Annotated in this window: 9 protein-coding genes; 4 read left to right on the top strand and 5 right to left on the bottom strand. The window is 69.5% G+C overall.

Annotation, left to right across the window (positions count from 1 at the left end):
* Window positions 1-56 precede the first annotated feature (56 nt).
* Window positions 57-941 (bottom strand): SMP-30/gluconolactonase/LRE family protein, encoded by an 885-nt coding sequence (locus MRBLWH10_RS03755; RefSeq protein ID WP_341941676.1) that lies wholly within the window; start codon window positions 939-941, stop codon window positions 57-59.
* A 112-nt stretch (window positions 942-1,053) separates the two neighbouring features.
* Here MRBLWH10_RS03755 and MRBLWH10_RS03750 point away from each other — a divergent pair, with 112 nt between their 5' ends.
* Both MRBLWH10_RS03750 and MRBLWH10_RS03745 read left to right on the top strand, forming a co-directional pair.
* A complete protein-coding gene (locus MRBLWH10_RS03750) occupies window positions 1,054-1,971 on the top strand; it encodes a dihydrodipicolinate synthase family protein (protein ID WP_105672239.1) in 918 nt (305 codons plus the stop codon).
* Complete coding sequence (locus tag MRBLWH10_RS03745) at window positions 1,968-2,687, top strand: SDR family oxidoreductase (RefSeq protein WP_341941675.1); 720 nt, start codon at window positions 1,968-1,970, stop codon at window positions 2,685-2,687. Before MRBLWH10_RS03750 ends, MRBLWH10_RS03745 begins: the two co-directional genes overlap by 4 nt.
* Before the next feature lie 73 nt (window positions 2,688-2,760).
* On the opposite strand, the gene MRBLWH10_RS03740 is transcribed toward MRBLWH10_RS03745, so the two are convergent.
* The 3 genes from MRBLWH10_RS03740 to MRBLWH10_RS03730 are packed head-to-tail and all read right to left on the bottom strand — an operon-like array spanning window position 2,761 to window position 5,806.
* Entirely contained in the window at window positions 2,761-4,068 is a 1,308-nt protein-coding gene (locus MRBLWH10_RS03740) for a hypothetical protein (protein WP_105672241.1), read from the bottom strand.
* A 50-nt stretch (window positions 4,069-4,118) separates the two neighbouring features.
* On the bottom strand, window positions 4,119-4,976 hold the full coding sequence (locus tag MRBLWH10_RS03735; protein WP_105672242.1) for a carbohydrate ABC transporter permease: 858 nt from the start codon (window positions 4,974-4,976) through the stop codon (window positions 4,119-4,121).
* On the bottom strand, window positions 4,976-5,806 hold the full coding sequence (locus MRBLWH10_RS03730; RefSeq protein ID WP_223586148.1) for a sugar ABC transporter permease: 831 nt from the start codon (window positions 5,804-5,806) through the stop codon (window positions 4,976-4,978). Before MRBLWH10_RS03730 ends, MRBLWH10_RS03735 begins: the two co-directional genes overlap by 1 nt.
* Window positions 5,807-6,137: 331 nt before the next feature.
* Between MRBLWH10_RS03730 and MRBLWH10_RS03725 the strand changes: the two genes are divergently transcribed.
* A complete protein-coding gene (locus MRBLWH10_RS03725; protein WP_105672244.1) occupies window positions 6,138-6,941 on the top strand; it encodes an IclR family transcriptional regulator in 804 nt (267 codons plus the stop codon).
* Between the two features lie 91 nt (window positions 6,942-7,032).
* Window positions 7,033-8,193, top strand: a complete 1,161-nt coding sequence (locus tag MRBLWH10_RS03720) for a mandelate racemase/muconate lactonizing enzyme family protein (RefSeq protein ID WP_341941674.1) — start codon at window positions 7,033-7,035, stop codon at window positions 8,191-8,193.
* Window positions 8,194-8,259: 66 nt separating this feature from the next.
* Here MRBLWH10_RS03720 and MRBLWH10_RS03715 read toward each other — a convergent pair whose 3' ends face one another.
* A complete protein-coding gene (locus tag MRBLWH10_RS03715; protein ID WP_341941673.1) occupies window positions 8,260-12,282 on the bottom strand; it encodes a hypothetical protein in 4,023 nt (1,340 codons plus the stop codon).
* Window positions 12,283-12,326: the final 44 nt, after the last annotated feature.

Genomic DNA, 12,326 nt, shown 5'->3' with positions numbered 1-12,326 from the left:
GAGGATGACGGTATGCACCACCGCTATGGGGACCTGAGGGACGCCCGATGGGAAGCCTATGGACGCGGATGCCGCCCGCGCCACGGCAGCGCGGGCGCGCCGGGAGCATCGACCTCGACACCCAGCAGCGCGCCGTCCGCGGTCGATGGATGCTCCAGCCCCACGCTCGCCGTCGTGATCACGAGGAGTCGGTCGACGAGGGCGACGGCGGTCGGTCGCTTCGCGGGGAGCTCGATCGTCTCCACGAGCCGCCCCGCGGGAGAGTAACGACGCACTTCTGCGGCATCCCAGACCGCGACCCAGAGCATGCCCTCCTCGTCGATGGTCATGCCGTCGGGGTTGCCGCCGTCGACGCGGCACACGGTGCGCCGTCCGGAGAGCCGCCCGTCCGGGGCGACGTCGAAGGCCTCGATGCTGCGATGGGGCAGCGTGTCGATGTAGTAGAGCGTCGAACCGGAGTCGTCGAAGACGAGCCCGTTGGACACGGTGACCCCGCCGAGCCTCTCGGTGGCGACGCCCTCGGCGTCGATGCTCCACAGCGCGCAGTGCGGGTCGCGGGGCATCGACTGACTGCCCACCCAGAAGCGTCCGGCGGGGTCGCACCCGCCGTCGTTCATGTAGTCGCCGGGTGCGGCGAGGTCGGCGATCAGCGGGACGACCGACCCGTCGTCCCCAACGTGGACGAGTCCGCGGTCGACGGCGACCGCCCACCCCGCTCCCGCATCGGCGAGCGGAGCGGGAGCGCCGATCTGGGCGCCGACGACGACGGAGGGGCCGGCCACGACCCTGCCGTCGGCGATGCTGCCGCGATGGAACCTGCCGGTCGACATGTCGATCCACGCCAAGGTTCCGTCGCGCGCGTCCCAGCGCGGGGACTCCGCCTGAACGTAGCGTTCCTCGGAGAGGATCTCGACACGGCGTGAGCGGGGGGAACGCGACATCGGGGCCAGCTTTCAGTGGTAGTCCATAACCGTTATATGGCAGACTATCTCACAATGTGCATAACGCTTGCGTGAATGCGAGACTCCGATTGCGAAAGCAGGGAACTGGCCAATGCCTCCGACACTCCACGGCTTGATGCCGATCCTGGCGACCCCGTTCGACGAATCGGGCGCGCTCGACCGGCCGGGCCTCCGACGCCTGGTCGAGTTCCAGCTCGCCTCCGAGGTCGACGGCGTCGCCGTCTTCGGGATGGCCAGCGAGGGGTTCGCCCTCACGACCGACGAGCGGCGCACCATCCTCGCCGACGTCGTCGAGGTCGTCGACGGGCACGTCCCCGTCATCGCCGGCGTGAACGGCACCTCGACGGCCACCTCGATCGAGCAGGCGCTCCTGGCCGAGGAGGGGGGCGCTCACGCCCTCATGGTCCTCCCGCCGTTCATGGTCAAGCCCCCCGCGGCGACCCTCGTCGACTTCTACGGCGATGTCGCCGCGGCGACATCGCTGTCGGTCATGGTGCAGGACGCCCCCGGCGTCACCGGCGTCGTCATGCCGCCCGCGCTCATCGCGCAGCTCGCGCGCCTCGACAACGTCGACTCGGTCAAGGTCGAGGCTCCGCCCACGGCCCCCAAGGTGGGCGCCGTCGTCGAGGCGATCGGCGACGCCGACTTCGCCGTGCTCGGCGGGCAGAACGCCCAGTTCTGCCTGGAGGAGTACGCCCGCGGCGCCGTCGGCACCATGCCGGCGTGCGAGTTCCCCGATCTGCTCGGCCCTGTGCTCGCCGACTTCGTCGCGGGGCGCGTCGACGAGGCGCGCGCCGGCTTCCGTCGTATGCTCCCTCTCGTGCTCATCGGACTGCAGGGCGGCATCGCGTGGGCGGTGCACAAGGAGATCCTCGTCGCGCGCGGCATCATCGAGCACGCGACCGTGCGGTACCCGGCATCGCGACTCGACGAGGGCAGCCGCGCCGCGGTCGACCTCGTGATCGAGGAGCTCGCTCTTCCCGCCGTCCCGTCAGCGGTGCGCGTGTGAGCGGCCGCGGCGTCCTGCTCATCGGCGCCAGCTCCGACATCGGCCTCGCGATCGCGCGCGCGTTCGCGTCCGACGGCGACGCCGTCGTCGGCGTCGGCCTCGAGCCCTCCGACGATCCGGTCTTCGCCCGCTACCTCGTCGCCGACTGCAGTCGGCCCGAGGCCGCGGACACCGCTGTCGCAGACGCCGTGCAGGCGCTGGACGGCCTCGACGTGGTCGTGCTCGCCGCAGGACGGATGCCGGTCAGCCCCGCGCACTCGACGAGCGACGACGACTGGCGCGGGGCGCTGGGCGCGACCCTCGACTCCGCGTTCTTCGTCGCTCGCGCGGCGCTCCCGCATCTCGCTCGCGGCGCGGCGATCGTCGCCGTCACGTCCGTGAACGCCTCCCTCGCCGCGCCTGGCCTGCCCGCGTACGCGGCGGCCAAAGCCGGCGTGGCCGGCCTCGTGCGTCAGCTGGCCCTCGAGTACGGCCCCCAGGGCATCCGCGTCAACGCGGTCGAGCCCGGCAGCATCTCCGCGATCGACACCGGAGAGAGCGAGGGCTACCCGCTCGGACGGATCGGCAGACCGGAGGAGGTCGCCTCCGTCGTCGCGTTCCTCGCATCCGACGCCGCGTCGTTCGTGACCGGCGCCTCGATCGCGGTCGACGGCGGTCTCTCCATCTCCTCCCCCGCCGCGTGGCTCAAGCCCGTGCTGCGCGAGCGCTGGCTCTGAGACCTCACTCCTCACATCGAGACGACGAATGCCCCGCCGGAGAATCCGGCGGGGCATTCGTGTGCGGTGGCTGCTACTTGTTGGAGTCGAGCAGCCCCTGCACCTCCTTCTTCAGAGCGTTGAGGCCGGCCTGCACGTCGACCTGGCCGGCGAGGATCGTGGCGATGCCACCGCCGATCGCGGCGTCGATCTGCGCGGTCACGGCCACGCGATCCCACGCAGCGCCTCGCGCGTGCTCGGAGACCTCGGTCCGGAACGCCGCCTGGAACTTGTCGGCGGCGAGAGCGGGGATCTGGTCGGCGACCGTCTTCGCCGCCGGCGCTACGGCCGACCGCTCGTACAGCGCCGTCGCCGCCTTCACGTTGGTCGCGGCGTAGGTGATGAACTCGCGGCTCGTGAGCTCGCCCTCACCCGCACTCGCGAAGAGGCCGCTGCCCCACGCCCGGTTGTACGACTTCTTGCTGCCGACGGTCGGACGGGAGATCGCGCCGATGTTGTCGACGATGTTCTGCGCCCCGCCGTTGGTCTTCACGAAGGTCGACGCGAGGGGCGCGTCGTCGTACAGGGCCGTCCTGCCGCTGGCGAACAGGATGCGGGCATCGCTGCGCGCCACGTTGGTCTGTGTGAGGCCGTCGTCCTGCAGGGACTTGTACCAGGTGATCGCCTTGACGCTCTCCGCGTCGCCGAGCGTGCAGACGAGGTCATCGGTCACGACATCGCTGCCGAACCCCCACATCCAGTGCACGGCATCCTTCAGCTCCGAGGCCTTGGTCACCGCGGCGTACGGGATGAGCGAGGAGTCCTGGGACTTGATCTTCTCGAGCGCCGTCGCGAACTTCTCGACGGACATGCCGGAGGTGATCCCGACGCTCTTCGCGATCTCGCCGTTGGTGATGAGGCCGATGCCGGCCGCCGTCAGCGGCAGGACGAGCAGCTTGCCGTCCATCGTGTACGAGTCCAGCACGCCCTGCGGGATGCCGAGGCCCTTGGCGAGGTCGGTGAGGTCGGCGAGCACGTTCATCGGGGTGAGCACCTGCCATCCGCCCGACTGCCCGACGCCGAGGAGCTTGCCGGAGCGTCCGGTGAGGGCGAGCTGCGTCGCGGCCTGGTCGTACGGGTAGATGACCGGTGCCACCTTCACGCCGGCCTTCGACGAGAACCCGTCGAGGATGCCCTGCCACGCGGGCTTGAGCGCCTCCTCACCGAGGGAGTTGCCGTAGAAGTTGATGGTCTTCGCCTTCGTCGCCGCGTTCGTCGCGGTGACGGAGCCGGGACCGGCGGGGGTGGCGCAGCCCGCGAGGGTGAGGGCGCCGAGGGCGACCAGGGCTGTGCTTCCGCCGAGGAAGGCACGGCGGCTCAGCTGCGTGTTCGTGATGGTCATGGAGACTGCTCCTTCATCGAGTTGTTCGGGTCGAGATGGTCATGGCGGCGCTATCCCTTCACCGCTCCGGCGGCGAGGCCGGAGACGAAGTAGCGCTGGAGGAGGACGAAGATGATCACGAGGGGAAGGGACGTGATGAGCGATGCCGCCATCAGCGCCGGCCAGTCGGCCGTCCCCTCGCGGATGAACGCCTGCGTGAGCCCCGCGGGCAGGGTCTGCTTGTCCGGTCCGGCGAGGGTGAGTGCGAAGAGCAGATCGCTCCAGCCCCGCATGAAGGCGAACATCGCGGCGGTGATGAGCCCCGGCACGACGAGGGGGAACACGATGCGGAACATGGTCCCCGTGCGCGAGAGTCCGTCGACCTTCGCGGCCTCGAGGATGTCGTCCGGCAGCCCGTCGATGATGCCCTTGAGCAGGAACACCGTGAGCGGGAGTGTGAACGTCGTGAACGAGATGATCAGACCCGTGTAGGTGTAGAGCAGCCCGGCGGAGCTGAGCATCAGGTAGAGGGAGATCAGCAGCAGCGCTCCGGGGATGAGCTGCCCGATGAGGAACATGAACATGATCGCGTTGCGCCCGCGGTAGCGGAACTTGGAGAGCGAGTAGGCCATGAGCCCGCCGACCAGGACGGCCAGCACCGCGGTGCCGGTCGAGACCACCACGCTGTTGCCGAGGTTCTTGATCAGCGCATCGTTCTGGAAGAAGCCGATGAAGTTCTCGAACGTCGGATCGACCGGGAAGAACGGACGGTCCTGCGCGAAGACGTCCTCCTTCTTCGTGAACGCCGTGGCGGTGAGCCAGTAGATCGGCAGCAGTCCGAACAGCGCGAGCAGCACGAGGCCGATGCGTCCGGGGAGCGAGAGGCGGGGGCGGATGATCGACTCTCCGATGTCGCGGCTGCGGCTCATCACTTCTCCAGTCGTCGGTTGAGGAGCAGGTACCCGCTCGAGATGATCGCGAGGAGGACGAGCCAGAGGGCGCCCATCGCGGAGGCCTTGCCGAGTTCGTAGCTGCCGAACGCGAGCTGATAGAGGCTGAGCGCCAGGGTGGTCGTCGAGTCGCCGGGGCCACCGCCGGTCATCACGAAGATCGTGTCGAAGTTGCCGAAGTTGTAGATGAACTCCAGCACTGCGACGAGGGCGACGGGACCGGCGATGTGCGGGAGCGAGATGTAGCGGAATCGCTGCGACCGCGTGGCGCCGTCGATCGTGGCCGCCTCGATCTGCTCGCTGGGGAGCGTCTGGAGCACGGCGAGCGCGACGACCATGATCCAGGGGAACGAGTGCCAGGTCTTCGCGATGATGACCGCGGCCATGGCGCCGACGGGGTTGCCGAGCATGCTGATCTCGGGAAGACCGAAGACGGCGAGCACGTGGTTGACCACGCCGTAGCTGTCGTTGAAGATCCAGGCCCAGAGGAAGGACACCACGACGCCGGGCAGCAGCCACGGGAGCATGAGCGCGCCGCGGAGGATGTTGCGTCCGCGGAGGCGGGAGTTGAGCAGGATCGCGAGCGCGACGCCCAGCACGAGGGGGAAGATCGTGGAGAGCGACGAGAAGACGAGGGTGGTGCCCAGCCGGGCGACGAACTCGTCCCACACCGCGACGTAGTTGTCGAACCCGACGAAGGTCCGCTCCGGGCGGAGGAGCGACTGGTCGTACAGGCTCGTGCCGATGCTCGACACGAGCGGGAAGATCGCGATCACGAGGAACAGCAGGACCGCGGGAAGTGCGATCATGAATCCGAAGGTGCGATCCTTCGCGCCCAGCGTCGAGCGTCGCCCGGAACGCGGTTCGACCCGTTCGCGTGTCTCGGGCCGCTCGAGGGTGGCTTGTGGCATTGCTTTCACTTTCGAGTAGGGAAGATCCCTTACGGGATCGTGCGCGTCGTCGTCACAGTCGTCGACGTTGACGTGCGGCTAGTCAACCACAATGCGGATGCGAAATCCACAAAATGCATAAGACACCCACATTTGCCTTGCTCGATGCCACTTCTCTCATTAGGATGACTGGCAGCGGCGTGGAGCCGCGACGCCGCTGATGCGGCGCCAGCAAGGAGGAGGAGTCGACATGGCATCGGAATCGGTGGGAGGCACCCAGACCGTCGAACGGGCGATGTCGCTGCTCGCATGCTTCACCGAGGAGTCGGGAGAGCTGCGCGTCTCCGAGCTCTGCACGCTGACGGGCCTCGGCCAGTCCACGGTCTCGCGCATGATGTCGGCACTCGACCGCATGAAGTTCGTGGTGCAGGACGCACGCACCGGCCTCTACCGCCTCGGCCCCGCTGCGGTCGCGCTCGGCACGATCGCCCTCAACGGCTCTCCGATCCACCGCGCCTCCCGGCAGATCGCGCAGAACCTCGCCCGCCGCATCGAGATCGGCGTGAACGTCGCCGAGCTCAGCGGCTTCACCTTCACCTACCTCTGCAACTTCGAGGGCGCGCTCGCACCGAAGTCGTTCGCGATGGCCGGCCGCACCGGCCCGCTGCACGCCACGGGCCTCGGCAAGGCTCTGCTGGCCGGGATGCCGTCGGCCGCGGTCGACGAGTACTTCCAGCAGTCCCCGCAGCGCTTCACCCCCCACACGATCGTCGACCGCGACGCCATGCAGACAGCCCTCGACGAGACCCGCAGCCGCGGGTACGCGACGGAGATCGAGGAGCTCGCCTTCGGCCGCGCCTGCATCGCGGCGCCGATCCGCAACAGGGCGGGAGAGGTCGTCGCCGCGCTCTCCGCGAGCGGACCGCTCTCGGTGCTGGATCTGCACGCACCCCATCAGGAGCTCGCGCTGCAGCTGATCGAGGCGGCCGACGAGATCTCCGTGGCCCTGGGCTACAGCCCCTCCCGCTCCGCGTCGGCGTTCGCCGCGCTCTGACCCGCGGCGCGGCATCGACCGCGACGCTCGAATCCCCCGCCGAGGCACCCGCCATCGGCCTCTTCCCTCACGACTGTCTTCGGAGACCCCTGTGAAAATCGCGCGCGTGCAGACCTTCCCGCTCTTCCTGTCGAGGGAGGAAGCCGACGACTCCTACGCGGGCGACACGGGCGTGGCGCATCGCGGCTACGTCATCCGACCGCCGTGGCGGAGCCTGTACTCCCCCGGCTACGAGACCCTGATGGTGAAGATCGAGACCGACGACGGCCTGGTCGGGTGGGGAGAGGCGCTCGCCCCCGTCGCCCCCGAGGTCGCCGCGGCGATCGTGGATCGCCTGCTCGCGCCGCTCATCATCGGGGAGGACCCCCGTTCGGTGCGGACGCTCTGGCACCGCATGACGGAGTCGATGCGCGAGCGCGGCCACCTCACCGGTCATCAGGCCGACGCGATGGCGGCGGTCGACATCGCCCTGTGGGACCTCTGGGGGCGCGCGACCGGACTCTCCGTGTCCGAACTCGCCGGCGGACGCTTCGCCGAGGTCCTGCCCGCCTACGTCTCCGGCATCCGCGGGGACGACGACGTGGAGCGCGCCGACAAGGCCGCCGCGCTCGTCGAGGCCGGCGTTCGCCGCATCAAGCTGCACCTCGGCACCGACATCCGCACCGACCTCGCGACCTTCGACGCGATCAAGGCGGTGCACCCTGACCTCGATCTCGCGCTCGACGCCCACTGGACGTACCGCCTCGGGGAGGCGAAGGCGCTCGGCCGGGAGCTCGACGACCGCAGGGCCTGGTTCTTCGAGGCGCCGCTGGCTCCGGAGGACGTCGAGGGGCACCGCGACCTCGCGGCGAGCCTCGCCACCCCCATCGCCGTGGGCGAGGCGATGCGCAGCCGCTTCGAGTTCGCCGACTGGCTCAGCCGCCGGGCGGTCGGGCTCACGCAGCCCGACATCGGACGCACGGGCATCACCGAGGGTCTCGCGATCGCCGCCGTCGCCGACGCGTTCCACGCCCAGGTCGCCCCTCACCACTCGGCCGCGTTCGGCATCGCGATGGCTGCGGGCGTGCACGTCGCGGCGAGCTCCGCCTCCCTGCTCGCGTTCGAGTACCAGCCGTTCACGCTTCCGGTGGCGAACCGCATCCTCACCACTCCGCTGGAGGTGCAGCCCGACGGCGGCTTCATCGTCCCCACCGGCCCCGGCCTCGGCGTCGAGGTCGACGAGGACGCGGTCCGCGGGTACGTGCGCAGCTGAGCGCAGCCGACCACGCACACGAGAAGGGGTGCGCCGGGATCTCTCCCGGCGCACCCCCTTCTCGTGTCAGTCGCCGATCCGGACGAACTGCGCCGCGCTCACGCGGTGGATGCTCGTGTTGCGCACCTCCAGCTTCACGACGCCGACCGCGCCTGCGCCGTAGCGGAACGTCCCCAGCGAGCGCCAGGCCGCGGCGCCGACGGTCTGGTCCACGATCACCTCCGTGCTGCCAGACTCGTGCTGGACGATGTAGGCCGCAGACGTCGTGGTCGTGGGGTTCGTCGGGTACCACACCGACACCCGGTAGAGCCCCGCCTGCGGCAGGTTCGCGTTCCAGGTGACCGTGCTGCCCACCGAGTCGGCGTCGCTGTAGCGGGTGCGCGTGCCGTTCCACCCGGAGAGCCCGCTCGGGTACCACCGCCCCGCCTCGAGATACCCGGGCCACGGGGACTGCGTGTGGGCGATCACGCCCTCGTCGGCGACCCGCACGAGCACCCCTCGCCGCAGTGTCTGATCCAGCCGCGCCTCGAACCTGATCGTCGATCCGGGCGCGACGGTCGGTCCCGCCGTGACCGTCCACGAGTGCGTGAGGTCGGACCGCGGCGGCACCGTCACGACGGCATCCCGCTGGGCGATGCTCCACGCCGTGGTTCCGTACAGCGACAGCGTCGCCTGCAGCGGGGTGACGCCCGTGTTGATGACGAGCGCGGTCAGGGTGGCGACGGCGCCGGGACCGCTCACGATCTCCTTGTCCGAGGTCAGCGACACGAGGCGGCGCCTGTCGATCACCTCGATGGGAGCCGGACGCAGAGCGATCGGCGCCCCTCCGGGCACCGACAGGGATGCCGTGATCTGCACCTCCCCGAGCGGAGCAGCCGCCGCGATGACCGCCGCCGCCTCCACGCGGGCGGTGCCGTGCGCCGGGACGGACACCGCCGGCACCGGGCCCTCGAGCTGCCACCCGGTCGGGAGGGTCGCCGTGACGGACCCGCTGATCGCCGCGTTCGTGGCGTTGCGCACCTCGATCGTCAGCGGCACGCGATCCCCCGCCGTCCCCGTGGCCTGGGCGACGACGTCTCCCGCGACGCCGGAGTGCGCGCCGCTGATGCGCGACGGCAGCCGCAGCGTGACCTCCGACGTGGTGACGCCACCCGCCGTGACCGTGTAGCTGAAGCTCTTGGTCGGGTCGTCGACCCCGATCGTCCATTCGTAGGGGTAGCCCTTGGCCGGCGCCTGCTGCACGGGCTGCGAGCCGATGCGATAGCTCAGCGTGGCCGCCTGCTCGGTGTCGATCTGGACGTAGGCGTCGTACCCCTCCCCGCCCGGCCTCACCAGCAGCAGCCCGCGGACGAGCCCGTACTCCCCCGACGGATCGGAATCGACCTCGCTGAAGCTGTCGGATCCGTGGTCGACGATGTCGTCGGAGGGCAGCGCGGGGCGCTCGACGGTCACATTGCGCACGACGAGTGCGAGCAGGCCGTGCCCCGGGACCGTGACCGTGACCCTGCCGTTGTGCCCCGTGACGGACGAGCGACTTCCGTCCGCCGCGACCAGTTCGACGACGGGTGCGGAGCCGCGAGGGATTCCGGTGAGGTCGCTGGACAGGTCGACCACGACCTGCTGCGCACCTGCGGCGGAGTTGGTGAGACTGAGGTAGAGCGCGTCGTTGCCGACGCCGCCGATCCAGTTGACCAGGGGGTTGTCGAGCGAGATGAGACCCGCGGGGAGGTACGGCCAGACCCCGGTCTCGCCGAAGAACGTCCCGGGGGCGTGACCGTACGCGAAGAACTTGAAGTACGCGAAGTCGGCCTCGAACACGTGCGGGAAGTCGATGCTGCCCGAGCTGCGGTAGAAGCTCTCGCTGATGAGGTAGTCCATCGCGAGCCCCAGCTGCGCGGGGGCGTGATGGAAGTAGTACCCGGTGATCCCGACGGGCCCGCTCGTGGCGAAATCGGGCTTCATGTGGGCGACCTGGAACTGACGTCCGTAGTAGCCGGGGTAGGTCGTGAAGCGTCCGATCACCATGTTGTGCGCCACATCGGCGAGCAGATCGTCACCGGTGTGGTGCGCGAGCCGGAGCAGCGCCCCGGCCCAGCAGGGGTTGAAGACGTAGCCGCCTCCCGGATCGGTCAGCGAGCTGACGCCCAGCTTGAACGACGAAAGGGCCTCGAACGTGAGTCCTGACGGCGAGACGTACCACGCGGGAACGGTCTCGGTCGCGACGCTCGTCGTCGGATAGCTCGGGAGCGAGCTGCGCGTCTCCCAGTCGTACTGCTGAGTGATCACGTGACCGTCGGGGACGGTGACGTTCTGATCGGGGACCGGACGCACGGCCGTCTGGGTGATGAACCGCTGGGCCTCGCGGTACGCGCCGTCGAGGAACTCCGTGTCGCCGGTGACCTCGAACAGCTCGAGCAGGTCGACCCAGTACTTCGAGAAGCTGTAGGCGAATCCGCCGGGCGGCTGGCCGTTGCTGCGGTACGGGGTGAGGATCTGCTCGCGCGTGTACCGCTTGCCGATCAGGCTCGCCTCCGCGAGGTACGCGGGGTCTCCGGTGATCCGGTACGTGGCCAGGGCGTTCGAGAAGGGCGCCCTGCTCTGCCCGACGACGCCGGCCTTCGTGGCCTGCACGGCGAGGCGCTGGATCGACGCGTTGCGCCCGTGGGTGAGCTGATAGAGGGACGCGAGGTTCACGGCATCCGTGGCGACCTTGCCCAGCCGGTACTGCGTCGTGTCGTTGTACACGGGGCTGCCGATCACCGGCGAGTGCCCGATGCCCTTGCGGGAGAGCTGGTACTCGATGAGCGGTCGCGCTCGCCGCTCGTACAGGGTGCTGTCCGCCGTGCCCGTGAGGTAGTGCGCCGCCAGCACGACGCCGCTCGCGGCGGTGCGGACGGCATCCTCGTTCTCGACGTCGACGAATCCCTTGGCCCGGCTCCACCAGCCGGAGAACGACGGGATGTAGTCGGTCGAGTCGTCGCCGTTCGGCTCGATGGCGATGAGCTCGGTCATCGAGTGCACGGCGTCGGTCAGGGAGCGGTCGTAGACGTTCCGCCGATACGCGGTGAGCCCGTACTCGTCGCGGCACAGCCGGGTGTAGGTGCCGTACAGGGTGTCGGCGCGGGCGGCGATGCCGAAGGCGAACCCGCGCTGCTGTCCCACCGTCATGGCGGTGCGCAGCCCCGGTTGCGGGGAGTACATGCTCGGCACGACGTCGAGGCTGTCGTTGCGCAGGCTCATGCCGTAGGGCTGGCGATCCGACATGAGCTGACGCTCGTGCACGAACTCGGCGACCTCGGCAGGGAGGTACAGCCCCGAGGTGACCGCGACCCCGCCGACCTCGTACTGGGTCAGCGCCATCGGCGCGAAGAGCTCCCATGCGCCGAGGGGCGCCGAGCCGTCGAGGACGGAGAGCGCGTGCTGGTACGAGCCGCAGAGCACCTCGTCGACGTCGTCCAGCGACCTCGTGTCCTGACTCTGGTACCCGACGATGTAGTCGCCCGCCGTCTTCGCCGTCAGCACGTAGTGCGCCTCCGGGTTGTCGCCTTCGAGCCGCCAGCGCACGACCAGGTCGACGTCGTCCGTGCTCGTGCGGAGCTCGATCGCCTGCGGTCCGAGCACCTGATACGACGTGAAGCCCAGCCAGCTCGTCGCCAGCGGTCCGTAGAGCTCTGGAGCGCTGCCGGACGGCAGGGTGCCCGTCAGCACGACCCACTGCTCGTCGAAGCGGTGCGCCTGATCGGTGATGGGCAGCCAGGCGCCGTTCCGCTTGACCTCGAGGTCGCGGACGATCGTTTCCCCGCCGTCCCATGTGGCATGGTGGAACGTCATCCGGTGGTTCTGCCCCACGAGCTGTGCGACCTGCGTCAGTGCCAGGTTGGGCTTCGTCAGCCGACGCAGCGCGTCGGGAAAGGCCCCGCCGGTTCCGGTGACCGTGGCTCCGACGCCCGTCATCGACGCCGAGGCTGATGACGGGCTGCCCCCGAGGACCGGAGGCAGCACCCCGGCGATCACCAGCATCCGCAGAACCGCCCGACGACTCCAGAGCGTGGCGTCGTCGCCGGGCCCCGTGTTCGAAATTGAATCCATGATGCACATGATGCAATCTGTATGCGACAATGTCAACGGATGCC

The sequence above is a fragment of the Microbacterium sp. LWH10-1.2 genome (genome assembly GCF_038397765.1).
In the GTDB taxonomy this organism is placed as follows: domain Bacteria; phylum Actinomycetota; class Actinomycetes; order Actinomycetales; family Microbacteriaceae; genus Microbacterium; species Microbacterium natoriense.
The sequence above is the reverse complement of the archived record's forward strand: the minus strand, read 5'-3'. Positions and strand labels throughout refer to the sequence as shown.